Annotated in this window: 26 protein-coding genes and 1 tRNA gene; 13 read left to right on the top strand and 14 right to left on the bottom strand. The window is 68.9% G+C overall.

Going from position 1 to position 25,330, the window contains the following annotated elements; all coding sequences use genetic code 11:
• Positions 1–41: 41 nt before the first annotated feature.
• Genes FE263_RS04765 through FE263_RS04785 form a run of 5 tightly spaced genes read right to left on the bottom strand, consistent with a single transcriptional unit; the run spans position 42 to position 4,011 of the window.
• Positions 42–971: a purple acid phosphatase family protein gene (locus FE263_RS04765; RefSeq protein ID WP_138324737.1), complete on the bottom strand. Its 930-nt coding sequence runs from the start codon at positions 969–971 to the stop codon at positions 42–44.
• A 2-nt stretch (positions 972–973) separates the two neighbouring features.
• Positions 974–1,423: a cyanase gene (cynS, locus tag FE263_RS04770; RefSeq protein ID WP_138324738.1), complete on the bottom strand. Its 450-nt coding sequence runs from the start codon at positions 1,421–1,423 to the stop codon at positions 974–976.
• Positions 1,420–1,959: a molybdenum cofactor biosynthesis protein B gene (gene moaB / locus FE263_RS04775; protein ID WP_138324739.1), complete on the bottom strand. Its 540-nt coding sequence runs from the start codon at positions 1,957–1,959 to the stop codon at positions 1,420–1,422. Before moaB ends, cynS begins: the two co-directional genes overlap by 4 nt.
• A gap of 7 nt (positions 1,960–1,966) precedes the next feature.
• The gene (locus tag FE263_RS04780; RefSeq protein WP_138324740.1) at positions 1,967–2,923 is read right to left on the bottom strand and encodes a siroheme synthase; all 957 of its coding nucleotides are present in this window, start codon (positions 2,921–2,923) and stop codon (positions 1,967–1,969) included.
• Entirely contained in the window at positions 2,920–4,011 is a 1,092-nt protein-coding gene (locus tag FE263_RS04785; RefSeq protein ID WP_138324741.1) for an A/G-specific adenine glycosylase, read from the bottom strand. Before FE263_RS04785 ends, FE263_RS04780 begins: the two co-directional genes overlap by 4 nt.
• On the opposite strand from FE263_RS04785, the gene FE263_RS04790 reads away from it, so the two are divergent.
• The 6 genes from FE263_RS04790 (at position 4,010) to FE263_RS04815 (ending at position 10,977) form a co-directional block, all read left to right on the top strand.
• Positions 4,010–4,459 (top strand): DUF721 domain-containing protein, encoded by a 450-nt coding sequence (locus FE263_RS04790; protein WP_138324742.1) that lies wholly within the window; start codon positions 4,010–4,012, stop codon positions 4,457–4,459. The genes FE263_RS04785 and FE263_RS04790 overlap by 2 nt on opposite strands.
• Before the next feature lie 53 nt (positions 4,460–4,512).
• The gene (locus FE263_RS04795) at positions 4,513–4,938 is read left to right on the top strand and encodes an OsmC family protein (protein ID WP_138324743.1); all 426 of its coding nucleotides are present in this window, start codon (positions 4,513–4,515) and stop codon (positions 4,936–4,938) included.
• A gap of 75 nt (positions 4,939–5,013) precedes the next feature.
• Positions 5,014–5,640 carry a thioredoxin domain-containing protein gene (locus FE263_RS04800; protein ID WP_138324744.1) on the top strand — a complete coding sequence of 209 codons (627 nt, stop codon included), beginning with the start codon at positions 5,014–5,016 and terminating at the stop codon, positions 5,638–5,640.
• Positions 5,641–5,683: 43 nt separating this feature from the next.
• The gene (locus tag FE263_RS04805) at positions 5,684–10,231 is read left to right on the top strand and encodes an AAA family ATPase (RefSeq protein WP_138324745.1); all 4,548 of its coding nucleotides are present in this window, start codon (positions 5,684–5,686) and stop codon (positions 10,229–10,231) included.
• 104 nt (positions 10,232–10,335) lie between these two features.
• Positions 10,336–10,578 (top strand): hypothetical protein, encoded by a 243-nt coding sequence (locus FE263_RS04810; RefSeq protein WP_138324746.1) that lies wholly within the window; start codon positions 10,336–10,338, stop codon positions 10,576–10,578.
• 72 nt (positions 10,579–10,650) lie between these two features.
• Positions 10,651–10,977 carry a hypothetical protein gene (locus FE263_RS04815; protein ID WP_138324747.1) on the top strand — a complete coding sequence of 109 codons (327 nt, stop codon included), beginning with the start codon at positions 10,651–10,653 and terminating at the stop codon, positions 10,975–10,977.
• A gap of 7 nt (positions 10,978–10,984) precedes the next feature.
• Here the strand turns inward: FE263_RS04815 and ada are convergent, their stop codons facing one another.
• Positions 10,985–12,091 (bottom strand): bifunctional DNA-binding transcriptional regulator/O6-methylguanine-DNA methyltransferase Ada, encoded by a 1,107-nt coding sequence (gene ada / locus FE263_RS04820; protein ID WP_138324748.1) that lies wholly within the window; start codon positions 12,089–12,091, stop codon positions 10,985–10,987.
• Between the two features lie 135 nt (positions 12,092–12,226).
• Between ada and FE263_RS04825 the strand changes: the two genes are divergently transcribed.
• Positions 12,227–12,709, top strand: coding sequence for a hypothetical protein (locus FE263_RS04825; RefSeq protein WP_138324749.1), 483 nt, complete (start codon positions 12,227–12,229; stop codon positions 12,707–12,709).
• Between the two features lie 60 nt (positions 12,710–12,769).
• Here the strand turns inward: FE263_RS04825 and FE263_RS04830 are convergent, their stop codons facing one another.
• Together FE263_RS04830 and FE263_RS04835 are read right to left on the bottom strand one after the other, a co-directional pair.
• On the bottom strand, positions 12,770–12,982 hold the full coding sequence (locus FE263_RS04830) for a hypothetical protein (protein WP_138324750.1): 213 nt from the start codon (positions 12,980–12,982) through the stop codon (positions 12,770–12,772).
• Between the two features lie 352 nt (positions 12,983–13,334).
• On the bottom strand, positions 13,335–13,619 hold the full coding sequence (locus tag FE263_RS04835; protein WP_138324751.1) for a hypothetical protein: 285 nt from the start codon (positions 13,617–13,619) through the stop codon (positions 13,335–13,337).
• A 117-nt stretch (positions 13,620–13,736) separates the two neighbouring features.
• Here FE263_RS04835 and FE263_RS04840 point away from each other — a divergent pair, with 117 nt between their 5' ends.
• Complete coding sequence (locus FE263_RS04840; RefSeq protein ID WP_138324752.1) at positions 13,737–14,525, top strand: SDR family NAD(P)-dependent oxidoreductase; 789 nt, start codon at positions 13,737–13,739, stop codon at positions 14,523–14,525.
• A 14-nt stretch (positions 14,526–14,539) separates the two neighbouring features.
• Complete coding sequence (locus FE263_RS04845) at positions 14,540–15,589, top strand: NAD(P)-dependent alcohol dehydrogenase (RefSeq protein WP_138324753.1); 1,050 nt, start codon at positions 14,540–14,542, stop codon at positions 15,587–15,589.
• Here FE263_RS04845 and hemH read toward each other — a convergent pair.
• The 3 genes from hemH to FE263_RS04860 are packed head-to-tail and all read right to left on the bottom strand — an operon-like array spanning position 15,561 to position 19,067.
• Complete coding sequence (gene hemH / locus FE263_RS04850; protein ID WP_138324754.1) at positions 15,561–16,580, bottom strand: ferrochelatase; 1,020 nt, start codon at positions 16,578–16,580, stop codon at positions 15,561–15,563. The genes FE263_RS04845 and hemH overlap by 29 nt on opposite strands.
• Before the next feature lie 10 nt (positions 16,581–16,590).
• Positions 16,591–18,084 (bottom strand): catalase, encoded by a 1,494-nt coding sequence (locus FE263_RS04855; RefSeq protein WP_138324755.1) that lies wholly within the window; start codon positions 18,082–18,084, stop codon positions 16,591–16,593.
• A 44-nt stretch (positions 18,085–18,128) separates the two neighbouring features.
• Positions 18,129–19,067: a bile acid:sodium symporter family protein gene (locus FE263_RS04860; RefSeq protein WP_138324756.1), complete on the bottom strand. Its 939-nt coding sequence runs from the start codon at positions 19,065–19,067 to the stop codon at positions 18,129–18,131.
• Between the two features lie 50 nt (positions 19,068–19,117).
• Between FE263_RS04860 and FE263_RS04865 the strand changes: the two genes are divergently transcribed.
• Entirely contained in the window at positions 19,118–20,071 is a 954-nt protein-coding gene (locus FE263_RS04865; RefSeq protein WP_138324757.1) for a LysR substrate-binding domain-containing protein, read from the top strand.
• A gap of 159 nt (positions 20,072–20,230) precedes the next feature.
• Here FE263_RS04865 and FE263_RS04870 read toward each other — a convergent pair whose 3' ends face one another.
• Complete coding sequence (locus FE263_RS04870; protein WP_138324758.1) at positions 20,231–20,839, bottom strand: hypothetical protein; 609 nt, start codon at positions 20,837–20,839, stop codon at positions 20,231–20,233.
• A gap of 85 nt (positions 20,840–20,924) precedes the next feature.
• Between FE263_RS04870 and FE263_RS04875 the strand changes: the two genes are divergently transcribed.
• Together FE263_RS04875 and FE263_RS04880 are read left to right on the top strand one after the other, a co-directional pair.
• Positions 20,925–21,000: transfer RNA gene (locus FE263_RS04875), tRNA-Thr, on the top strand.
• A gap of 825 nt (positions 21,001–21,825) precedes the next feature.
• The gene (locus FE263_RS04880; RefSeq protein WP_138324759.1) at positions 21,826–23,517 is read left to right on the top strand and encodes a methyl-accepting chemotaxis protein; all 1,692 of its coding nucleotides are present in this window, start codon (positions 21,826–21,828) and stop codon (positions 23,515–23,517) included.
• A 107-nt stretch (positions 23,518–23,624) separates the two neighbouring features.
• On the opposite strand, the gene FE263_RS04885 is transcribed toward FE263_RS04880, so the two are convergent.
• Positions 23,625–24,179 (bottom strand): TylF/MycF/NovP-related O-methyltransferase, encoded by a 555-nt coding sequence (locus FE263_RS04885; RefSeq protein WP_138324760.1) that lies wholly within the window; start codon positions 24,177–24,179, stop codon positions 23,625–23,627.
• Positions 24,180–24,185: 6 nt separating this feature from the next.
• A complete protein-coding gene (locus FE263_RS22025; RefSeq protein ID WP_171033937.1) occupies positions 24,186–24,347 on the bottom strand; it encodes a hypothetical protein in 162 nt (53 codons plus the stop codon).
• A gap of 417 nt (positions 24,348–24,764) precedes the next feature.
• Between FE263_RS22025 and FE263_RS04890 the strand changes: the two genes are divergently transcribed.
• Positions 24,765–25,325, top strand: a complete 561-nt coding sequence (locus FE263_RS04890; RefSeq protein WP_138324761.1) for a general stress protein — start codon at positions 24,765–24,767, stop codon at positions 25,323–25,325.
• Positions 25,326–25,330 lie beyond the last annotated feature (5 nt).

A 25,330-nucleotide genomic window follows, 5' to 3' on the forward strand; every position in this document is an offset into this window, starting at 1 on the left:
CGCAGCATACAGACGCGGGCGACCGGGTCGACCCCGGCGCTTCAGGCGGTGCGGGACACCGACGCCGAGTAGAGCGGTTCACCGGAGGCGCCCTTGAACTCGAAGGCGAAGGTGTCCGGGGTCAGCGTGGCGGTCATGAAGCCATGCGTCTCGGCGCCCCAGGCCCCGGGGCGGACAGGATAGAGATGGATCAGCTTCGAGCCGCCGCCGTTGGTGACGTAGTCGACGCTGCCCACACGGATGTGCTGCAGGTTGTGGATATGGCCGTTGAGATAGACCCGCACGCCGTACCGCTCCAGCACCGGCTTGAGGGACGCGATCAGTTCCGGCTCCTCGGTCGGCGCGCCGTCGGCGGTGTGGATCGGATGGTGCCCGATCACGATCTTCCAAGGCGCGCGCGAGGCGGCGAGGCTGCGCTCGAGCCAGGCGAGTTGCGCCGCCGGATCCTGACCGTCGACGCGCACCTTGCTGTGCCGGTAGCGCGACAGGAACGGGTTGGTGTCGATGAAGAACAGGTCGCATGGCGTGCCGTCGGCGAGATGCTCGGTGCGGGCGTAGTAGCGCGCCGGCATCGACCAGCGCGTATCACGGCTGCCGTAATCGAGCTGCGCCTGCACGTCGCCGCGGTAATCATGGTTGCCCAGGATCACCCGCCACGGCGAACGCAGCGACGGCGCGTCGTAGATATCCTCGAACGAACCACGCCACTGCGGATCGTCAGTGCCCTGCACGCCATCCTCGTAGAAATTGTCACCGAGCGAGAGCGTCCATGTGCTGCGATGGATTTCCGCCGCGCGACCCATCGCGACGCCGACCGCACGCTGCTCGTCGTGTCCCTGCCGGCCCCAGTCGCCCACGGAAACAAATCGCATCCCGGGTGCAAGCGGCGTCGCATAGACGCGGCCCGGCAAGGCGACAGCGGCGACACCGCCGGCCGCAAGTGCCAGCGCATCGCGTCGACGCAGCAGCATCGTCAGTACGGCTTGTACGGCAGGAACTTGCCGCTCATCGAGATGCTGACCCGATCGCCCTGGTTGTTCGGCTCGCGCTGCAGGTCCATGTGGAAATCGATGGCGCTCATGATGCCGTCGCCGAATTCCTCGTGGATCAGCGCCTTGAAGGTGGTGCCGTACACCGACACCAGCTCGTAGAAGCGGTAGATCAGCGGATCGGTCGGCACCGCGGTTGGCAAGGAGCCGCGATAGGGTGCCTCCTGCAGCAGCCTGATCTCGAACGGATCGAGACCGAGATGATCACCGATCGCCTCGGCAGCCGCCTTCGGCAACTGCATCTGCCCGAGCAGCCCGGCGGTGATGAATTCCTTCGACAGATCGGGCGCCAGTCCGGCGAGCCCGCTCCAGCTCAGATCGCGCTCGATCTTGAGCCGGACGATCTTCTCGGTGAGATCCGCGCGCATGCTCATGACGCAAGATGCTCCTTCAGGCGTGGCATCAGTTCGACAAAGTTGCAGGGCGAGTGGCGGCTGTCGAGCTGCCAGACCAGGATGTCGTCCCAGCCATCCTTCACCGCACCGGTGCTGCCCGGCAACGCGAACAGGTAGGTGCCGTTGGCAACGCCCGCGATGGCGCGCGACTGGATCGTCGACGTGCCGATCTTCTGGTACGACAGCATCCGGAACAGCTCGCCGAAGCCCTCGATCTGCTTCTCGACCACGCGTGCATACGCCTCCGGCGTCACGTCGCGGCCGGTGACCCCGGTGCCGCCGGTGCTGACCACCACATCGACCTGCGGGTCCGCGATCCATCCCGACAGCCGTTCGGCGATCCGCCCGGCATCGTCCGGCTCGATGGCGCGGTCGGCGAGCACATGCCCCGCCGCCTCGACGCGGCCGGCCAGGATGTCGCCGGAGGTGTCGTTGGCGACGGTGCGGGAGTCCGAGACGGTGAGCACCGCGATGCGGACCGGGATGAAGCGCTTGGAGAGATCTAGACGGGACATGGCTCGATCAGACCAGCCCCGGTGCAGCCACGTCAATCTCGGGCGCGCCGATGCCCGGCACGATCGCATGATCGATCGCGGCGTCGCGCAGAGCCCGCACATCCGCGCCGGTCGGTGACAGCCGCACCAGCTTGGCGCCTTCGCGAGCCAGCCGCACCAGCAGCGCCGGGGCCTCGGCATCGTCCACCATCGCCCGCCCGGCATCGCGGCGCGCGACCTCGAGCACCGCAGGACTTTCGTCCGCACGATGCACGATGACATCCGCCTCGCCGAGCAGCCGGAGCGCCCGCAGGGTCAGGAGATCGGCAGGTCCCGGACCCGCATGCACCAGATGCACGAACCCGCGCTGCAGGGCGGCACCGTCCGCCGCCGCCGCGAGCGCCTGCCGGTACGCCGCCTCCGCCTCCGCCTCGCGACCCTCCAGCATCAGCTCCGCCACCGGGCCGGACAGCGCCGCTTCCAGCATGCGTCGCCGCTGCAGGACGTCCGGCAGCACCCGCCTGGTCTCGTCCTGCAGCCGGCCGGCCAGCGCCGCCAGCTTGCCGAAGGCCGGCGGGACCAGGGTCTCGATGCGCGCCCTGAGCAGCCGTGCCAGCACCGGAGCGGCGCCCCCCGAGGAGATCGCGATCGACAGCGGCGGCCGTTCCACCACCGCGGGCGTGATGAAGCTGCCGAGTTCCGGCTGGTCGACCACGTTGTGCGGGATGCCGCGCCGACGTGCCGACGCCGTCATCGCGCGGAGCTGGATCTGCGCCGGATGGTCGTATGCACGCGCATCCTCGTCGGCGGCGCCGATGGCGATCGCGCAGCCATCCAGCAGCGCCTCATCGAAAATGGTCGCGCGCACCAGCACCGCACCGCAGGCCAGTAGGGTCGCGGCCCGGCGCTCGGCCGCCTCGCCCTCGCCGAGCAGCAGCGCGCGGCGGCCGTCGAGATCGAGGAATACCGGCAGCCGGCTCTTCATCGTGGCAGCTCCAGGCACTTGCGCATCAGCGACGGCAACGCCTCGGTGGCCATCGCGTCGGGCGCGCGCAGGAAGCCCACCTGCAGCAGGTCCTCCGCGACCTGCACCACCGATGCGGCGAAGACCTGCAGGGTGAGGGCGAAGTGGGTGAAAACATGCGTCACCGTGCCGACCGGCCGCCAGTCGGCCGCCATCGGCGCCGAGGCCCGCACCTCGTCGAGGGCAAACGGCGCATCCCGCCAGGCGGTGCCGGGGAACTCGGTCATGCCGCCGAGCAGGCCGCTTGGCGGACGCCGTCGCAGCAGCAGCCGGCCCTCGGCATCGGACAGCAGGAACACCGCGCCATGACGCTGCGGGCGCACGGCCTTCGCGGCCTTGACCGGCAGGTCGCCGGCGATCCCCGCGGCGCGCGCGGCGCAGCAGCGCATCCATGGGCAAATCGCGCAGGCCGGGTTGCGCGGGGTGCAGATCGTGGCGCCGAGATCGAACAGCGCCTGCGCAAAATCGGACGGCCGCGCATACGCCTCCAGGTCGGCGTTCAGCGTCGCCGCTGCTGCGCCGATTACCCGGCGGGCCAGGGGTAGCGGGATGTCGATCGCGAACAGCCTCGCGGTCACCCTTTCGACATTGCCATCTACCGGCACCACCGGCCGTCCGAACGCGATGGCGGCAATGGCGGCGGAGGTATAGGCACCCACTCCCGGCAGGCGGCGCAGGCCTTCCACGTCGTCCGGAAAGTCGCCGAGCGCCGCCACCGCACGGGCGCAGGCATGCAGGTTGCGGGCGCGGGCGTAGTAACCGAGCCCAGCCCAGGCCGACATCACCGCCCCGTCCCCGGCGGCGGCCAGAGCCTGCACGGTCGGGAACAGCTCCAGGAAGCGGCGATAGTACGGCACCACCGCCGCCACCGTGGTCTGCTGCAGCATGATCTCGCTGAGCCAGACGTGGTATGGGTCGGCGGTCTGGCCGGGCCCGGCGCGCCAGGGCAGCACCCTGCGGTGCCGGTCATACCAGCGCAGCAAGGCGCCGGCAGGTGGCGTGGAGGTAACGGCGAGGGCGGCTGATGCTGGCGGCACGAGTGCATCCATGACGAAGGATCAACGCTTCGTATACGGGCCGCGCGCGCTTGGCGCCCTGCTGCCGGCGATCGTCAAGCCTGCCCTGCACAGCCGCAACGCCGCCTCGGCGCAGCTGGTCGCGGACTGGGACGCCATCGTCGGTCCGGCGCACGCCGCCACCACCCGCCCGCGCCGGCTGTCCGCCGGCACCCTGACCCTGGCCTGCGCCGGCCCGGTGGCGCTCGAGCTGCAGCACGTCGCAGACCTGCTGATCGGGCGCATCAACACCCACTACGGGCGGCAGCTGGTCAGCCGGCTGCGCTTCATCCAGGACGACACCGCGCTCGCCGACCGCACGCCGCCGCGCCCGCTTCCCGTCCCGGCTCAGGCGGTGGACATCCCGGACCTGCCGGACGGGCCGCTGCGTGATGCCTTGGCGTCGCTCGGCGGCCGCATCGCGCAACGTGGGCGGCGCTGATACAACATGCCCCGGAAACCGGAGCGGTCCGGACCATCCAGGGAGACGCGACCATGAAGACCAACGGCTCGGCAGTCTGGCAAGGCGGCCTCAAGGACGGCAAGGGCGCCATCACCACCCATAGTGGCGCACTCAAGGAATATCCGTACGGCTTCGCGGCCCGCTTCGAGGGCAAGCCCGGCACCAACCCGGAGGAGCTGATCGGCGCCGCGCATGCCGGCTGCTTCACCATGGCGCTGTCGATGATCCTGGGCGGTGCCGGCCTGACCGCGGAGCACATGGAGACCAAGGCGGACGTCACCCTCGACCAGGTGCCGGACGGTTTCTCCATCACCAAGGTGCACCTGACACTCAAGGCGAAAGTCCCCGGCGCCACGCAGGAGAAGTTCGAGGAGCTGACCGCGATGGCCAAGGCCGGCTGCCCGGTCTCCAAGCTGCTGAAGGCGGAGATCACCCTGGACGCCACGCTGGAGAGCTAGCCGCGCGTTCCGGAGAGAGTTGCAATGCGGCGAACGCTCTGGCGTACTGGAGCGATCAACGGAGTCGCCTCACGCATGCCGACCGTTCGCCGCCGCTTGCTTCTGGGTGCAGCCCTCACGCTGGGAGCGGCGCCGGCCCTGCTGCTGCCGGACACGGCTCATGCACAACAGGCCGATCCGCGCATGGCGGAGCGCGCGCTCGGGAAGCCGGACGCGAAGCTCACCGTGCAGGAATGGTTCTCGCTGACGTGCACGCATTGCGCCCGCTTCGCCGCCGAGACCTTCCCGGACGTCAAGGCCAAGCTGATCGATACCGGACGCATCCGCTACGTCTTCAAGGATTTCCCGCTCGACCAGGTGGCACTGACCGCGGCGATGGTGGCGCGTGCGCTGCCGACCGATCGCTACGAGCCGTTCGTGCTGGCGCTGCTGGCCAGCCAGGATCGCTGGGCGTTCGGCCAGAATGTCGACCCCCAGGCACAGTTGCAGCAGATGGCGGCGCTGGCCGGAATGCCGAAGGCCACCTTCGACGCCACCATCGCCGACGACACCCTGCGCAAGGAGATCCTCGCCGAGCAGGATCGCGGCCAGACCCAGTACAAGGTGGACAGCACCCCGACCTTCGTCTTCGGCGCCACCAGCCATTCCGGCGAGATGGATTACGACACCTTCCTCAAGCAGGTGACTGCGGCCGGAGCCTGACCCCCGGGCGCCTCGACTTGACCCCAGGCAGGACGACCCGCCGATGAGCGTCCGCTTCGCACGCCTGCGCATCGCCGGCTTCAAGAGCTTCGCCGAGGCGGTCAGCGTCGACATCCTGCCCGGGCTTACCGGCATCGTCGGGCCGAACGGCTGCGGCAAGTCCAACGTCGTCGAAGCGCTGCGCTGGACGATGGGCGAGACCTCCGCCCGTTCGCTGCGCGGGGGCGAGATGGACGACCTGATCTTCGCCGGCACCGCCGCCCGGCCGGCGCGCAACCTGGCCGAGGTCACCCTCACCCTGGAGGAGGCCGCCGGCATCGCGCCGCCGCCGTTCGACGACCAGCCGGAGTTGCAGATCTCGCGCCGCATCGAGCGCGGCGCCGGGTCCGCCTACCGGGTCAACGGACGCGAGATGCGTGCCCGCGACGTGCAGACGCTGTTCGCCGACCTCGCCAGCGGCGCGCGGTCCTCGGCAATGGTCAGCCAGGGGCGGGTGTCGGCGCTGGTGAGTGCCCGGCCGGAGGAGCGCCGCTCGATCCTGGAGGAGGCCGCCGGCATCACCGGCCTGCATGCGAGGCGGCACGAGGCGGAACTGAAGCTGCGGGCGACCGAAAGCAATCTCGCGCGCGCCGACGATCTGCGCCTGCAGCTCGAGGCGAGGCTATCCGATCTCGACGCGCAGTCGCGGCAGGCGCGCCGCTATCGCGAGGTGGCCGCCGGCCTGCGCGAGGCGGAAGCGGGCCTGCTGTCGCTGCTGCATGCGCGCGCCCGGCTTGCCGTGCAGCAGGCGCACGAGGCGGGTGTCGCCACCGAGGCGGAGCTTGCCGCCGCCGAACAGCGCGCCGAGATCGCCACCCTTGCCGAACATGCCGCCGAGCTGGCGTTGCCGCGGCCGCGCGAGGCGGAGGCGATGGCACGCACCAGCCTGGAGCGGTGCCGGATTGCCGCCGAGACCCTGGAAGCCGAGGAGCAGCGCGCGGCACAGGCTGCGGTCGAGGCGCGGGCCAGGCTGTCGCGCGCCGAGGCCGAGGCGGCGGCGGCGGCCGCCCGGCTGGCCGATGCGGACCAGGCGCTGGCGGCGCTCGATGCCGAACGCGCCACCAACGCTGCCGGGCGGGCGGCGCTGCCCGAGCGCGAACAGGCGGCGACGCAAGCGCTGCAGGACGCACAGGCGGAGCAGGCCTCGGCTGGCACCGCGCATGCCGAGGCGCTTGCCGCCGAGAACGTGCTGCGCAACCGGATCCAGCAACTGGAGCGCGAGCAGCAGGCCGCCGCCTCGACGATGGAACGGCTGTCCGGCCTGGCCGCCGCGCTGCAGGCCGAGCATGACGAGGCCGAGGCCGGGTTGCCGCCGGACGCCGCGCTGGCGGCGCTGCAGGCGGAGTGCGGCCGCGCGGCGCAGGCGGTGGCGCAGGCGGATGCCGACGCCGAGCAGGCCGTCGCCTCGCGCGGCGAGGCCGGTCGCGCGGCCGATGTCGCCGGGCTGCAGGCGGCCGAGGCGGCGCGCGCGCATGTCGCCGCGACCTCGCGGCAGGCGGACGCAGCGCAGCGGGCCACGCGACTCGCCGCCGAGCTTGCGACGCTGGCCGCCCAGGTTGCCGAGGCGGAGGCCGGACGCGACGGCGTTGCGGATGCGTCGGACGATGCCGGGGTGGCAGAGCAGGAGTTGCGGCTCGCCGAGGCGCGGCATGAACTCGCCGCCGCCGAGAGCGCCCGGGGGGAGGCGCAGGATGCCCATGCGCTGGCGCGTCGCCGTCTTGCCGAATCGGTGCACCGGCATGAGCAGGCCGCTTCTGCCGAGGCCGCCGCCGAGGCGATGCTCGGCCGGGCCCGATCCCAGCACACAAGGATCGCCGGCGACGTCGCAGCAGCCGAGGCTGCCCTGGTGGCGCCGTCGCGGCTGGACGAGGCGGCGGCGGCACTGGCGGCGGCCCAGACGGCACTGGACTCTGCAGCCTCTGGGCTGGTCGAGGCCGAGCAGGAACGCGACCGGGCGGCCCATGAGCATGGCACGGCAGCCCAGGACCTCGCCGCCATCTCGGCCGACCAGGCGAGGCTGCAGGCGCAGCTCGACGGCCTGGGTCCGGTCGAGGATGGGCGCGGCGAAGACGCCGGCGGGCCCGCCTGGGCCACGCTCGCCGACACGCTGACGGTGCCCGACGGTCTCGAACGCGCGCTGGGCGCGCTGCTGGCGGACGGGCTGGATGGCGCCCTGGATCCGGACGCGCCACGCCACTGGCGCACACTCGACGAGTGTCCATCCCCTGCCCTCCCCACCGGCGCCACCAGGCTGTCGGACCTGGTGGCGGCACCGCCGGCGCTGGCCCGTGCGCTGTCGCATGCCGGGCTGGTCGAGGAGACGGAAGGTGCCGCGCTGCAGGCCACCCTGGCACCGGGACAGAGCCTGGTCTCCCGGGCCGGCGCACTCTGGCGCTGGGACGGCTACAGCGACACTGGCGGCCTTGCCGCGGACAGCGCCGCCGGCCACGCCGTGCGCGCGCTCGAACAGCGCCGCCGCATGCGCGAGACGCTGCGGCTGCTCGAGAGCTGCTCCGAAGAAGCGATCGCTGTTCGCGTGCGGGCTGCAGGCCTGGCCCGGGACGCCGCCGGACAGGCCGAAACCGCTGCCGCTGCGCGGCTTCGCCGCAACGAGGCGGAGCGCGCCCTGTCGGTGGCGCGTGATACCCACCAGGACCTGTCCGGCCGGGCCGGCGCTGGACGGGCGCGGCTGGACGCCCTGCTGCCGCAACGCGATCACGCCGCCGCCGCCAGGGACGAGGCCGACCGGGCGCTGGCGGAAGCCTGCTCGCAGCGCGCCGGATTGCCGATCCTGGAGACGCTGGAGAGCGAGCTTCGGGAAGCGGCGCGGCGCGATGCCGAGGCGTCGGACCGGGAAGCTCGCGCCCGCGATGCCCGCGGCGAGGCCGAGCGGCGGCTGGAAACCGCGAGGCGCAACGTCGCCGCCCGGCTGGCGGCGCGGGCGGAGATCGAGAGCCGCCTCGGCGTCCTGCTGCCGCAGCTTGCGCGCATCGGCGAGGAGGAGCAGGCGGCGCGGGCCGAAATGGCCGCCGCCGATGGCGTCCTGGCCGCTGCAGCCGATCCGGCCACCAGCCGCATGGCGGCGGCCCGCCTGCGACAGGCGGCGGAAGCGGCCGAGGCGCAAGAGCAGCGCACCCGCGCGGCCCGGCGCGAGGCGGCCACCCGGCTCGACCGGCTGCAATCCGAGCGCGTCGCGCTATCGACACGGATGGTCGAGCAGCGCAGCCGGCTGCAGGCGCTGGCGCCACGGCTGGCCTCGGTGATGGCGGAGCGCCGGGAGGTGGCAGCGTCGCTGGCTGCCGTACAGGAGGCGCGGTCTGCGCTGCCGGACCTGGACGCGGCGGCCGCCGCCTCCCACCAGGCAGCCGGACGCCTGCAGGCGGCGCGCGAGGCCGAGGCGTTGCAACGAGATGCCCGCCTGCGCATCCAGGGCGATGCGGTGGCGCTGGAAGCGGAGGCGGCACGGCTTGCCGCTTCGCACGAGGACTGGTCCCGTCGGGCGGTCACGGCGCGTGAGGAGGAAGAAGCGGCGCGGATCCGGCTGGCGGCGGATCGCGAGGCGCATGACGCGCTCGCCGAGGCGCCGGCGCTGGCCGGGCAGCACCGCCGGCTGCAGGCTGCCGCCCTGGCGGACGCCACGCGCCAGCACCAGGCAGCCCGGCAGGCGCTCGATGGGTCCGAGCAGGCGCTGCTGGGAGCCCAGCACGAGCGGCGCCAAGCCGACACCGCGCTGATGCAGGCGCGCGAGGCTAGGCTGAGGCTGCAGGGCCAGTCCGAGCAGGCGCAGGCGATCCTGGCGCAGCTGCTGGCCGAGACCGGGACGCCGCCGCAGGATGTTCCGGACGATCTCAGCGACAATGCCGAGGCGGGCCTGCGCCGGCGCATCGCCCGGATGATCCGTGAACGCGACGAGATGGGCCCGGTCAACCTGCGCGCCGACATCGAGAGCGGCGAGGCGCTCGCCCGCGCCGAGGCCATACGCGCCGAACGCGAGGAGCTGGACGCTGCGATCGCCCGGCTACGTGGCTCGATCGGTCATCTCAATCGCGAGGGCCGCGAGCGCCTGCTGGCGGTGTTCGAGCAGGTCGACCGGCATTTCCAGGCGCTGTTCGCCCGCATGTTCAACGGTGGCCGCGCACATCTGGGCATGGTCGGCAACGACGATCCGCTTCAGGCCGGGCTTGAGATCTATGCGCAGCCGCCGGGCAAGAAGCTCGCGACGCTCTCGCTGCTGTCGGGCGGCGAGCAGGCGCTGACCGCGCTGTCGCTGATCTTCGCCGTGTTCCGCTGCAATCCGGCACCGGTCTGCGTGCTCGACGAGGTCGACGCGCCGCTCGACGATGCCAATGTCGGCCGCTTCTGTGCGCTTCTCGGCGACATGGTGACGGAGACCGGCACGCGGTTCCTGGTGGTCACCCATCACCAGCTGACGATGGCGCACATGGACCGGCTCTACGGCGTCACCATGCAGGAACGCGGTGTAAGCCGGTTGCTGTCCGTCGACCTGGCCGCCGCCTCGGCGATGACCGAGCGGCAGCGCGAGACCGCCTGAGGTCGAGGGACTGGCCGCGCCCATTGTCTGCACGATCGGTTGCATCCAGGTCGGCCTCTCAGCCGTAACCCTTGGGTTTGCGTGCAGACGGTCGTGGGATCGCGATGTCGAAGAGACGGTTCAGGCCGGCAAACCCGGTGGAGTGGGCGTTCTACGGTCTGCACGACGGCCGCCCGCGCTACCTCTACGAGCGGGACCAGCTGGTCCGTTATCATTTCCGGCAGCATGGCGGCATCTTCGCCGATGGGCCTGGTGGCGAGGTGGTCGCGCTGCACTCCGGACCTTTCGACGAGCGGCATGAGGCGGCCGACCTGATCGCGAGGCTCGCGGGCTTTCTCAAATGGTAGCGGCGGGCAGGGCAACACAATCTTAATGATCGCCGTCGCAGGCACGTGCTTCACTACCCGGTGATGCAACGAATGCCGACGGAGGGTTTCCGCATGCTGCTCTACACGGTCTGCGCGCACGATCGATCCATACTGGTGATGAACGTGACCCCGCAGAGCCCGCATCACCAACTCGACGAAGCGCTCAACAGCTGGCTCGGTGCCGACCTTTCCACCCTGGAGCATGACGGCCAGCCGGTCTGGAACGGCGATCCGGACGCCCTGCACGCTCGCGCCGCGACCGTCGACGAGGCGGCAACCTGGCGCCGGCGCCAGGAGATGCCGGAGGATGCGGCTGCTCCGGTACCGGTCTATCTCGTGGCGGCCTCCCGGCTGGCAGTGGCTGCTTCACCTCGCTGAGCAAGTCCTATTCGCGATCCAGCCGGGCGCCTTCGAGTTCGAGCAGCGTCCGCTTGCGCTCGATGCCCCATCGATAGCCGGACAACGCACCATCCTGCCGCACCACGCGGTGGCAGGGGATCGCGACCGCCAGGGAATTTGCGGCGCAGGCGCCCGCTACCGCGCGTGCGCCGCCGGTCGCTCCGATCCGATCGGCGATCTCGCCATAGGTCGAGGTCGCGCCGGGCGGGATTTCGCGGAGCGCCTGCCACACGCGCTGCTGAAACACGGTGCCCCGGATATCGAGCGGCAGATCACAGCCCATCCCGGGCGCTTCCACCAGACCGACCACCCGCGCCACCAGGGTTTCGTAGCCGGCATCCCGGCCGACCAGATCGGCGTTGCGGAAGCGGTCCTGCAGGTCGCGCACCAGGGCGTCCGGGTCATCGCCGAGCAGGATCGCCGCCACGCCGCCCGGACTGCTCGCCACCAGGATGCTGCCGAGCGAGCACTGCCCGATCGCAAAGCGCAACGTCTCGCTGCCGCCACCGTTGCGGTAGTGTCGCGGCTGCATCCCGAGCATGCCGGCGGCCCCGGCATAGAACCGGCTGTTCGAGTTGAAGCCGGCCGCGTAGATCGCGTCGGTAACACTGGACCGCCCTGCAAGGGCTTCGCGCACGCGTGCGGACCGGCATCCGTCGGCGTAGGCCTTCGGGGTCAGGCCGGTCACGGACTTGAAGAGGCGGTGGAAGTGGAACTGGCTGAGCCCGACCGTGCCGGCCAGCCGTGCGAGCGGCAGCGCCTCGTCCGTCGCCTCGATCGCCCGGCATGCCTTCGCCACCAGGGCAACCTGTTCCGCGCGGTTCGACGATCCATCCGGGTTGCAGCGCCGGCATGGACGGAATCCCGATCGCCGCGCCGCCTGCGGGCTATCGTGCCGGGCGACGTTCTCCCGTCTCGCCATCCGGGACGGGCAGGACGGCCGGCAATACACGCCTGTGGTCGCCACCGAATACCAGAACAGGCCGTCCGCGGTGCCGTCGCGACGGAGCACGCTCGACCAGCTCTTGTCGTCGATCACCCCGAAACTCCCGGGAGACGGGCTTGCGGGGGCGAGGCTTGCGCGCATCGTCATGACCGCTGACGCCTTCCATGCTGTTGCCGGCGAAGCATGCCGCAGGCGAGCTCCCGGGGCGCTCCGGTTCTTGCTCCGGAATTCCCTATCGAAACAACGTGGGCCATCACCAGCTCAGAGCGGGACCACCGGCTGATGGCTCCTTCTTCGCGTGGGATCTCGTTGCCGCGCTGGAGCGTCACGCTTGCGACCGTCATCGCATTGGCTTCCGGAGTGGCGGCGCTTGCCTTCCTGCTGCTGCCGTTGGTGCTGGTGCTGCTGATCGTGCTGTTCGACAGCACGGCGCATGGCGTGATGGTCCTGCTCGGGCTGCTGCTCGGCTGGCTGCGCGGCTTCCTGCCCTACACGCCAGAGGTCTTCCAGGCGATAGACCTCGATCCGGTCGGCGTCGCATTCGCCTCACTGGCCCGCGCCGCGCCGGTGCTTGGCGGTTTGCTGGCGATCCTGATCGTCCGTCGTCCGTCCGGGTGGCGTATCGCCCTGCCGCTCTGGGCCGTGGCGTGCGCGATGGACGGCCGCGCGGTGGCGGCGTTGCTCGCCCCGGCAATGGCCGCCGGCCTGGTCTGCGCGCTGCCGGCACGTGAGAAGCAGCCTGCGACGCCTGGCGACCCAGGGTAGGGAGCGCCAGCCGCCGGGCCCGGCTCGCGGTGCCCATGCCGGCGATGGCCTCCCTGCCGCTCAGGGCCCCCGGCTGGTGGTGATGACAGCGGACGGCTTCAGGCTTGCGAGACCACGACGGATCAGCCAGAACCCGCACCACATCGCCCAACCGGCCGCGACGAGCAGAAGCAGCGAGCTCCACAGCACCAGGCCGGCTTCGACCGGCACGAGCAGCCAGTGGAACACCACCCCCAGCAGCCTGAGCGCTTCATGATGCGCCCCCAGATGCATTGCGGCCGACGCTCCGACCTGAGTCCCAACAAGGGCTGGACCGTGAACAAGCATGTCGCTACTATCCATTCCGCGATGCAGGAAATTGGCGTCGGTGAGAACTTGCAATCTCGCCAGTAACGCTCGCCAATTATAAAGCGCAACGTTCGCCACTGCCAGGGCTTATTACAACCCCAGGTCGCACCTGCTGAAGAAAGTTGCCTGGCGCCTGGGAAAGGCGCGGTTGCCATGTTGCAACCTTGCGAAACATCGCTGACATTGCAGTCCTCCTTCAGGACATTCCTCAGCAATGTTGATTTCGCTATGAGTCAGCTAGGCCCCGCATTGGCAATGCTGTTTGCCGCGGTCGTCTTCATCGCTCCGCTCTGGTTCGGTACGCCTCCCGATCTCGGCTGACCAGCCGGAACGGGTTCTGGAACGTAGGTAGGTCTGTCAGACCGCTGCGCCGCAGCATCCAGGCCGCGCACCACAGTGCCCATCCCGCCAGCGCCAGGCAAAGCGCCACCGCCCAGATCAGGAAGGCCGCCTCGCCGAGGGTGAGGAGCCAGCGGGTCGCGATGTGGCAGAGCGAGACGAGTTCCATTGGTGCGGAAGCATGAGCAGCGATGTGGCCGAAATCCGGATGAAACACGGCCAAACTGAGGCATGCCGTTGCGCGCCCGATTACAGGGCTGTTCGCCACGGGCGTAAATTGACAGCCCGCGCACCGGCCTCCTAGCCTCCGTCGGCCGAAGCCAGCCGGAGGAACGCCAACATGGATCTCGGCCTGAACAGCAAGATCGCGGTGATCACCGGCGCCAGCGTCGGTATCGGCTCGGCCGTCGCCGAAGGTCTCGCCGCCGAGGGGGCCCAGTTGATCCTGGTGGCGCGTGAGGCGCCGCGCCTGCAAGCGGAAGCGGACCGCATCGCCGCGTTGCACGGGGTCAGGACGAGTGCCGTGGCAGCCGACGTCGCCACCGTCGCCGGGGTCGCCCGCGTGATCGAGGCGGCCGAGGCCTGGGGTGGCGCCGACATCCTGATCAACAACGCCGGCACCGGGTCGAACGAGACCATCATGGAAGCGCCGGACGAGAAGTGGCAGGCCTATTGGGACCTGCACGTCATGGCTGCCGTCCGGCTGGCCCGCGGGCTGGTGCCGATGATGCGGACACGCGGCGGTGGCGTGGTGCTGCACAACGCCTCGATCTGCGCCGCCCAGCCGCTCTGGTACGAGCCGATCTACAACGTCACCAAGGCGGCGCTGATGATGTTCAGCAAGACGCTGGCGACCGAGGTGATCGGCGACAACATCCGGGTCAACTGCATCAATCCCGGCCTGATCCTGACGCCCGACTGGATCAAGACCGCCAAGCAGCTCACCAGCGAGAGCGGCGGCGACTGGGAGGGCTATCTGCAGGGCGTCGCCGACGAGCACGCTCCGATCAAGCGCTTCGGCACGCCGCAGGAACTCGCCAACTTCTTCGTGTTCCTGTGCTCCGACAAGGCGACCTACAGCGTCGGCTCCGCCTACTTCGTCGACGGCGGCATGCTCAAGACACTCTGACAAGGATCCTCCCCATGAGCAGCGCGCGCGCCCTCGTTCTCGAACGCCAGCACGAACTCGCCCTGCGCGACATCGAGGTGCCGGCGACCCTGGGGGCCGACGATGTCCGCATCGCAATCCATACCGTCGGCATCTGCGGCAGCGACGTGCACTACTACACGCATGGCCATATCGGCCCGTTCGTGGTGCGCGAGCCGATGGTGCTCGGCCACGAGGCGTCGGGCATCGTGTCCGAGGTCGGTGCCAACGTGCGCAGCCTGAAGGCCGGTGACCGCGTCTGCATGGAGCCCGGCATCCCTGATCCGAACTCGCGCGCCGCCAAGCTCGGGCTGTACAACGTCGATCCCGCTGTCCGCTTCTGGGCGACGCCGCCGGTGCATGGCTGCCTGACCGCCTCGGTGGTGCATCCCGCCGCCTACACCTACCGGCTGCCGGACAATGTCAGCTTCGCCGAGGGCGCCATGGTCGAACCGTTCGCAATCGGCGTGCAGGCGGCGGTGAAAGGCGCGATCAAGCCCGGCGACACCTGCGTGGTCACCGGCTGCGGCACCATCGGGCTGATGGTGGCGCTGGCCGCCCTCGGCAGCGGCGCCGGCCGGGTGGTGATCTCGGACGTGGTGGATCCCAAGCTGGAGCTGGCGGCCCGGTATCCCGGCCTGATCCCGGTCAATGTCGCGCGCGAGAAGCTGCGCGACCGGATCGACGCCCTTTGCGGCACGGGTTGGGGCGCCGACGTGGTGCTGGAAGCGAGCGGCAGCCCGCGGGTCTACGACGACGTGCTGGCCTGCGTTCGTCCCGGCGGCACCGTGGTGCTGGTCGGCATGCCGCCCGACAAGGTGGCGTTCGACATCGTCTCGGCGCAGGCCAAGGAGATCCGCATCGAGACCGTGTTCCGCTACGCCAACGTCTTCGACCGCGCCATCGAGATGATCGCCTCCGGCAAGGTCGACCTCAAGCCGCTGATCGCGGAGAGCTTCGGCTTCGAGCATTCGGTGGAGGCATTCGAACGGGCCGCCTCGATGCGGCCGACCGACATCAAGCTGCAGATCGTGATGCCGGCCTGATCGTCGCCGGCTCGGTCATGATCTCGGCCCGGGCCAGGGTCTCGAGCATGTCGACCGCCTCGTCATCGGCATTCAGGCACGGAATGGCGAAGAACTTCTCGCCACCAGCCTCCATGAACTCCTCGCGCAGCTCGTTGCCGATCTCGTCCAGGGTTTCGATGCAGTCGGCGAGGAACCCCGGCATCACCACGGCGAGCTTGCGAAGGCCGTTCTTCGCCAGCTTGACCACGGTGGGCGCGGTATAGGGCTCGAGCCACTTCGCCGGGCCGAAGCGCGACTGGTAGGTCAGCAGGCAGTTGTCCTCGTCCAGTCTCAGGGAGGTCCGCAGCGCCCGGATGGTGCGCTCGCACTCGACATCGTACGTATCGCCGAGCTTCACGTATTTCTTCGGCAGCCCGTGGAACGACGCCACCAGGATGTCAGGCTTCCAGTCGAGGCCGCCGAGCGCACGTCGCACCGAGGCATCCAGCGCCCTGATGTAGGAGGGGTGGTCCGGGAAGGACGGCACGGTGCGCACCGCCGGCTGCCGGCGCATGCGCATCAGGGTGCGGAATACCTGGTCGTTGGCGGTCGCCGTGGTGGTCGCGCTGTATTGCGGGTAGAGCGGCAGCACCACGATGCGCTCGCAACCCTGGTCGGTGAGCTGGCCGATGGCGGCCTCCACCGAGGGATTGCCGTAGCGCATGCCATGCACCACCGGGATCTGCTCGGCAGCGAAGCGGGACGCGAGCTTTTCCGCCTGCGCCCGGGTGTAGGTCAGCAGCGGGCTCTCGTTGCGCTCCATGTTCCAGATGCGCTGGTAGTTGCGGCCGCTTTTCTGCGGACGCACCGCCAGGACCACGCCCTGCAGGATCGGCTGCCAGATCAGCTGGTTGGCCTCGATGACGCGCTGGTCGGACAGGAATTCCGAGAGATAGCGCCGGACGGAACGATAATCCGTCCCGTCCGGCGTGCCGAGATTGATCAGCAGGATACCGACATTATGGTGCATGCCAGGGTATTTACTCCGCGGCGGCGGCCACGTCAGCAGCAGTCGTTGGCGCCGAGGCCGGCTCGGTGTGGGTGGCCCTGATGGCCGCCTCCACGCCAGCCGCCCAGGCCGGATCGGCGCTGTGGAAATGCTCAAGCTGCCGGTCGATGATCGGTCGCGGCACTCCCTGCATGGCCGCCGCGATGTTGGCGAAGAAGCGCTGCCGCTGGCCCTCGTCGAACATCCGGAACAGGTTGCCCGGCTGGGTGTAGTCGTCGTTGCCGGCGCGATGGTCGTACCAGCCGGCGTCGCCGTTGATGCGCAGCGGCGGCTCCTTGGCGAATGGCTGCTCGACCGGGCCGCCGAACGAGTTCGGCTCGTAGAAGTGGTCGGTGCCCTTCGGTGCATCGAAACGCATCGGCCCGTCGGCGTGGTAGGTGTTCACCACCGAATGCGGGCGGTTGACCGGCAGCATCTCGTAGTGGGTTCCGACGCGGTAGCGATGCGCGTCCGCATAGGCGAACAGGCGGCTCTGCAGCACCTTGTCCGGCGAGACGCCGATGCCCGGCACGATGTTGGAAGGCGAGAACGAGGACTGCTCGATCTCGGCGAAATAGTGCTCCGGGTTGCGATTCAGCTCGGCCACGCCGACTTCGATCAGCGGATACTCGCCATGTGGCCAGACCTTGGTGAGGTCGAACGGATTATAGGACGTCTTCTCGGCGTCGAGTTCCGGCATGATCTGAACGAACACCCGCCACTTCGGGAAGTCGCCCCGCTCGATGGCCTCGTACAGGTCGCGCTGCGCGCTCTCGCGATCGTTCGCGATGACCTGGTTGGCCTCCTCGTTGGTCCAGTGCCTGTGGCCCTGCATGGTCTTGAAGTGGAACTTCACCCAGTAGCGCTCGCCGTCGTCGTTCCAGAAGCTGAAGGTGTGGCTGCCGTAGCCGTTGATGTGGCGGTAGCCCTGCGGCAGGCCGCGGTCGGAGAACAGGATCGCCACCTGGTGCAGGCTCTCGGGCGAGAGCGACCAGAAATCCCACATCGCGGTCGGCGAGCGCATGTTGGTGCGCGGATGGCGCTTCTGGGTGCGGATGAAGTCCGGGAACTTCATCGGGTCGCGGATGAAGAACACCGGCGTGTTGTTGCCGACCAGGTCCCAGTTGCCCTCCTCGGTGTAGAACTTCACCGAGAAGCCGCGCACGTCGCGCTCGGCATCGGCGGCGCCCCGCTCACCGGCCACCGTCGAGAAGCGCATCAGCAGCTCGGTCTTCTTGCCGACCTCGCTGAACAGCTTCGCCCTGGTGTACCTGCTGATGTCGTGGGTGACGGTGAAGGTGCCGTACGCGCCCGAACCCTTGGCATGCACCACCCGCTCCGGGATGCGCTCGCGGTTCTGGTGCGCCAGCTTCTCGATCAACTGGTAGTTGTCGAGCAGCAGCGGACCGCGCGGGCCAGCACTGCGGCTGTTCTGGTTGTCCGGCAGCGGCGAGCCCGCGGTCGTCGTCAGCTTGGTGTCGCTCATGATGTCGTCCCATCCGAATTTGGGTGCGACACCTCTAGCCGAGGTTATGCGATAGGTGAATTCGATCGTTGTTGTTCGACCGATAGGCTTTCCCTATGTAGTGACGACCGGGCCCAGGCGGCCGCGAGCACTGAGCCGGACAGGTTGTGCCAGATCGAGAACACCGCGCCGGGCAGCGCCGCGACAGGTCCGAAATAGGTCCGTGCCAGGGTCGCGGCCAGGCCGGAATTCTGCATGCCGACCTCGAATGCAAGCGTCCGGCAGGTGGCGCGGTCGAAGCCGAGCCACCGCCCGCCCCAGTAGCCGCCGAGCAGCCCGGTCGCGTTGTGCAGCATCACGCCGAGAACGATGGCGGGCCCGAGCGTCGCCAGCTTCGCGCGGCTCGCCGCCACGACGACGGCGATGATCAGCACCACGCAGAGCATCGAGAGCACCGGCAGCGGCCGACGCCAGCTCTCCGGCAGCACCCGGTTGGCGACCAGCCCGAGGCCGACCGGCAGCGCCACGATGATGAGGATGGAGCGCAGCAGGCCCAGCACATCCACTGCCACCCCGGTGTCGATATAGAGCCACGCCAGCAGCGGGGTCATGACGATGCCGGCGAGCGTCGACAGCGCGCCGATGGTGACCGACAGGGCGACGTCGGCGCCGGCCACGAACACCATCACGGTGGAGGCGGTGCCGCTCGCCACCGAGCCGGTCAGGATCATGCCGGCGGCAAGCTGCGGCGGCATCCGGAGGGCATGCGCGATCGCCCAGGCGGCCAGCGGCATGATGCCGTAATGCAGCGCAAGGCCGGCCAGCACCGGCGCGGGACGCAGCAGCACCCGGCGGAAATCGGCGGGCTCCAGGGTGGCGCCCATGCCGAACATGACCAGCGCCAGCAGCCAGCCGGTCCACGGGGCGAGCGGCAGGAACAGCGCCGGCAGCCGGATCGCGAGGAGGGCCGCCAGGCTGGCCAGGACGGGGAAGAGCAGCGCCACACCCGAACTGGTAGGCTGCCGCGCCCGACAGGAGAAGAGCCAAGACCGCCATGACACGCACCCATCTTGGCGGCCTGTCGCTGCGCGATCTGCAATATGCGCTCGCGGTGGCCGAACTGCGTCATTTCGGACGTGCCGCGGATCAGTGCGGCGTCAGCCAGCCGGCGCTCAGCGAGCAAATCCGCAAGCTGGAGGCGCTGCTCGGCACCAGGCTGTTCGAGCGCACCGCCCGGCGTATCGAGGTGACCAGCCATGGCGAGACGCTGCTGCGCCAGGCGCGCATCGTGCTGCGCGAGGCGGCCGGCCTGCTCGAACTGGCCAGCGCGCGTAGCGATCCGCTTGCCGGCCCGCTGCAGGTCGGGGTGATCCCGACACTCGGTCCGTACTACCTGCCGCTGGTGCTGCGGGCCTTGCGCGACCGCTTCCCGGGGCTCGAGCTGCGCCTGCAGGAGGGGCGCACCGTCGAGCTGGTCGAGCAGCTGCAGCGCGGCCAGCTCGATGCGATGCTTGCGGCGCTGCCTCTGGGCGATGGGCAGCTGGACAGCAGGGCGCTGTTCTTCGAGCGCTTCCAGCTGCTGCTGCCTGCCGGACACGCCCTGCTCGATGCCGCCTCGGTGCAGCCCACCGACCTGCCCGGACATGACCTGCTGCTGCTGGAGGAAGGTCATTGCCTGCGCGACCAGGCGGTCTCGCTCTGCAGCCTGCCGGGCGCCAGGGGGGGCGATGCGCGGCACGCCAGCAGCCTCGAAATGCTGCGCCACATGGTCGCGGCGGGAGAGGGCTACACGCTGATGCCGCAGCTGGCCACCCGCATCACCGAGAGCACCGACCTGCTCGACGGTCTGCTGCAGGCCCGGCCACTCGATCCTGCCACGGGCGGCGCGATGCCGGGCCGGACGATCGGGATGGCCTGGCGTGCGACCGACCCGCGCGGCCCGCATTTTGCGCGGCTCGCCGACTTCCTGCGGGAACGGGCGCCGGCCGGGACCGATCCGGTTGGTTAGCGGTTCGTCAGGCGGACTGGCCGACATGGCGTGGCCCAATGAGCTTGGGTCGGCCGCTGCAGGTCGACCCGGAGCTGCAGGGCCTCGGTGGCCGGCTCTGTAGTGATGGGCCTTCAGCCGTCGTGACGTCGTGCGTGGTTCAAGCGCGATCCGGGACCCTCAACTCGTATGGGTGCCGGCCGGGCGCGAGAGCGGATGGAAGGGACCAGCCGGGCTTGCGGGATAGGCCGGGCAACGCCTTGGGTCGAACCTGGCGATCAGCGCACGGGTCTGCCGGCGCAGGGCGTCGCGGTCGGCCAGGACCTGCCGGATGCTGGCGTTGCGCGCCCTGGGCGGCAGCCCGGCATACAGCGCGACGCGCTGGGCTGCGGCCACGTCGGGGAGCTCGGAAAGGGCGGCGAAGGTCAGCGGCAGGGTGAGCCCCTGGGTCTGGCCGCGTGCGAGCGAGCTGGACAGGCCGAATGGCGGCCCGCCGGTGATTGACGGGCCGAGCGCGAAGCCGCCGGTGGCGGTGAAACTGCCGGTGAGGTCGATGGTGATGTCGTGGGTCAGGATCGGGAGCTCAGGATCGGCGGCCTGGGCGCGGCATTGCGCGTCGCGCGCGGCCTGGGCGAAGACGATCGGCCCGGCGCCAACCACGCTGACCGCGCCGGCAGCCTGCAACTGGCTCTGCAGCTCGTCGAGGGCGGCGGCGATGGTGATCGGTCGCGACTGCGCCGCGCAGCCTGCCAGCAGCAACAGCATGGCCGGCAGGCCCAGACGCCGCATCGCGCGCTTCCCCGAGTGATGATGATCCGGCGGCGTCGACCGGTTGGCGAACCCTAGCCGACCCGGCATACTGGAGGATAGACGTGCCGGGTTAGCACAGCTGGTAGTGCACCTGATTTGTAATCAGGGGGTCGGGGGTTCGAATCCCTCACCCGGCACCAAATTGACCCGCTGAGACGATGACATGCTTCGCAAGCTGCCAGGCGAGTGGGATGACAGTTCCTTTTCCGACGCGTCCCTAGCGGACCCGGTGATTCGAGGAGGGCTGGCGTTGGCTGACCAGCCTCTCCGGTATCGAAGCATCTCTGCGCCGGACGAAGCGTCGGCAGTCCGCCCTCTCGCCCAGGTTCAGATCCTGTCCCTGCGTCGCGTAGCGCCTCTCTCTCCATCATAGCCGGCTGCACTGCCTCCGGGCGCGGCATCTCGTCCGAAGCTTTTGCAGTCGCCAGAGCCCGGGCCGCTGACCGTGGACCCGGGAGCGGTCGGGCGCGAGCTCGCAGATCCGCAAGTGACAGATCCAACCTGATCGACAGCGCCATCATCGGCTTCATCCCTCGAAGGTGAAGCGCATCACGCCGCCCATACTGTCGTTGGTCATATCGGGCCAGACCATCGCCGCCCCGGGTTAACGGTCTGTAAAGGCCGAACGGTTACGTTGTGAAAACGCTGCGGACGATGTGGAACCCATGATCGAGACGATGACCTCGGGGACGTGCCCAAATCGCCGGGTAAAGGCCACTCCAGTCTTGCGTACCACTTCCTCGCTGCTCGATCGGCCCTGGCGAGCATCCTGTCCCAGGCGATTTAGCTGCCGACCAAGGCCGAAGCGCCCGAGACGGTCACCAGGGTAACCGGAGAGTATTCAACCACAGCGAAAGAACCTCCGCGTGTTTCGCTCCGGTTGGCCGCCACCGGCTATCGCGCGCGCCCGGCTCCAGCCTTCGCCTACCGGGCCGGCAACAACCCAAGTGATCAACAGGCGGACCATGTCGAACTTCATCTCCAGTATCAGCATCCGTTCCAAGATGGCCTGTGCGTTCGGGGCGATCCTGGTCGTGGCGACTGGGCTCGGCTGCTTCGCAGTTGAGCGTCTGGCCATGCTGAGCGCCGTGACCGAGCAGGTCAGCTTCAATTCGCTCCCGTCGACCAGGGCGCTTGGTCAGATGGCGGTCGCCGCCGAGCGCTTCCGCTCCGCCGACGGGCAGACCCTGCTCGCCTGGAACGCGAGCAATCTGCCGGAGCTGCGCGCCGTCATGGATGCCGCTCATCACGAATATGCCGCGACTCGAGATGCCTACGGCCCGTTGATCGATCCTGGCAGCGAGGCGCAACTCGCCTCGGCCATCGACGCCGGCTGGACGCAGGTGGTCGGGCAGGCGGCACAGCTCGACGAGTTGATGAAGCTGGGCGACCGGGCGAAATGTAGTGCATTCTTCTTCGGCGAAATGCGCCGCGGCATACGCAGCTTCCGGACCGCGTTGAACGCGGACATCGCCTTCAACATGAAGCAGGGACAGGAAGCGGCAATCAGCGGCCGGGCACTCGGGCACAGCGGCACGCGCCTGATCGAGGCGGCAATGGGCCTGGCGGCATTGCTCTGTGTGAGTGTGGGCTGGTCGTTGATCCGGGCCGTTTCCAGACCGGTAACGGCGATGACAGTCGTCATGCGCCGCCTCGCTGACCGGGACACGACCGTCCTGGTTTCCGGCACGGAACGTCGTGACGAGATCGGCTGCATGGCTGCCGCCGTCCAGGTCTTCAAGGACAACATGATAAGCGCCGCCCGCATGGCCGCTGAGCAGGAAGTCGAGCAGGCGGCCAAGGCCGCACGCTCGGTGCGGCTCGAGGCATTGCTCAAAGAATTCGAGGCGAATGTCGGCGAGGTGGTGAGCGTGCTGGCGTCGTCATCCACCGAACTCGAAGGAACCGCCGAGGCGATGACTGGCACCGCGCGCGCGACCGACGATCAGGCAGGCAATGTGGCCGCGGCTGCGGCGGAGGCGGACCTCGGCGTCCAGACGGTCGCTTCCGCGGCTGAGGAACTGAGCGCTTCCATCAGCGAGATCAGCCGGCAGGTCGCACAGTCCGCACTCGTGACCAACAGGGCCGTGAACGATGTTCGCCAGACCGACCAGGTCGTCCGGGCCCTGGCGGCGAGTGCCCACAGGATTGGCGACGTTGTAAACCTAATCGCATCCATCGCCAGCCAGACCAACCTCCTGGCGTTGAACGCGACGATCGAGGCGGCCCGCGCGGGAGAGGCGGGCAGGGGCTTCGCAGTGGTCGCTTCGGAAGTGAAAAGCCTCGCCCAGCAGACGGCCCGAGCCACCCACGACATCGGCTCGCAGATCGCCCAGATCCAGGCCTCCACCGGATCGGCAGTTGACGCCATCGGCGGTATCACCGGCATCATCGAGGAGATGAGCGCCATAGCGGCGTGCATTGCAGCCGCCGTCGAGGAGCAAGGCGCGGCGACTTCAGAGATCGCCCGCAACGTGCAACAGACCGCCCATGCCACCCATGAGGTGACCATGAACATCACCGGCGTGAGTCGCGGTTCCAAGGAGACCGGAGCGGCCGCCTCGCAGGTTCTGGAGGCGGCCGCCGACCTCGCGCGACGGGCCGAACTGCTCTCCTCGGAGGTGAGCGGCTTCATCGTGGGAGTGCGCGCCGCATAGGGACGCGTCGTTCGAGTATTCCCGTGAATGTCTATCCGGCGGTCCGGATTACCGACTGCACACGCCCGCCTCGGTGCGCGGTCCCATGCTCACGGTGGCGGGACACGTCAGGGCTTGACGATCAAGCGGACGTTTTCATCGACGCGCGACAAGAAGACCTTCAAATCGGCCTCCGCTATGTATTCGTCCGTCGCCTTCCTTGCGCCCTGGAAGATCCCGTAATCGTCTATAATCAATATTCCCCTGCTTTCCAGTAGCGGATATAGATGAACGAGTTCGTGCAGCGTGGATTTGTAGAAGTCGGTATCGAGGCGCAGTAGGCTGATGCTGGCATGACAGGCATTGGGAAGCGTATCTTCCACCATACCTGGCATGAAGATGAACTGATCCTGGGGGTATTCAGATTTGCGAAGGACTTCGCGGACCACGTCGATCGTACCGCCGTAGCCCCAGGGTTGACCTCTCGTCGTGAAGCTTTCCCAAGTCGGCAAAGCTGAGATTCCATCCCAGCGTTTGTCGATATCATCCGGACGCGGCATCCCGTTGAAGGTGTCGTAGAGGTAAAGCCTTCTCGATGTATCGCCGAAATGGATCAGCGCCATCGCAGCGAGGAGGATGGATCCACCGTTCAAGACACCACATTCGACGATGTCGCCCGGTATGTCGTTCTATACGATGTACTCGATCGACTTGTAGAGCGCCCAGGTCGGTTCGGCGCCACCCATGGCTGTGATGGTATGGTCCTTGATCTTCGGGAAGGTCTCGATGAAGAAGGGATCGTCGATGTCGTGGTAGGACTTCGTAACGCCGTCGACTTCGACCTTCAGCATGCCCGATCACTTTCTTCCAATCTGCGACGGCAGTCCTTCGGGCTTCCTGCCATCTAAGCATGAACAAACAGTTAAGAGCTCTCGAGGTACTCTGCGCAGGCATTCGCGTCCTCCGGTACAAGGCGCTGGATGCGGGGCCTCCCGATAACGGTCGGGAACACGCAGCAGAGCCTGGGCGCCGGTAGGACCTGCATGCACGGACGCGCGTACTGGCGATGCAGGCCGTTCGACGTCGCTACCGCGGCCCGCAAGCCGGCGTCAGGGTCGGCATCTACCCAGCCCCTGCCCTCGAACAGAGGTTGAGTGTTTTCCGATGCTTCGGAAGTCGAGCGCTCCTGCCTAGCATCCGAGGGCACGGCCGCGACCGGAAGGTCCGGCGGATGCTCCAGCATACGCGCATCGGAACAGGAGGAAGTCATGAGCTTCGAGGGAACGGCGGTCGCTACGTTCGTTGATCACGCCGCGGCCGAGGCGGCAATCAAGCGCCTCACGGAAGGCGGCTTCGACATGAAGCACCTCAGCGTCATCGGCAAGGGCTACCACACCGAGGAGAAGGTCGTCGGCTTCTACACCACCGCCGACCGGGTGAAGTTCTGGGGCTCGCGCGGCGCATTCTGGGGCGGGCTCTGGGGCCTGTTCTTCGGCGGCCTGTTCATGACGATCCCGGTGGTGGGGCACGTCGTGGTGCTCGGCTACCTTGCCGCCACGGCGGTCTCCGCCGTCGAGGGAGCCGCGTTCACCGGCGGGCTCGGCGCGATCGGCGCCGCGCTGTTCAGCTCCGGCATTCCGAAGGACAGCGTCCTGCAATACGAGGCCGCCATCAAGGCTGACGAGTTCCTGGTTTCCGCCCGAGGCACCGCGGCGGAAGTCGCCCATGCGCGCGACATCCTGCAGCTCGGCAATCCGTCCATGCTGTCGGTGCACGACCATGCCGAAGCCGCGCCGGCCCGTGCCCCGCTGCTGCAGTCGCACGGCTGAGCAGG

This window comes from Lichenicoccus roseus (assembly GCF_005844085.1).
GTDB lineage: Bacteria > Pseudomonadota > Alphaproteobacteria > Acetobacterales > Acetobacteraceae > Lichenicoccus > Lichenicoccus roseus.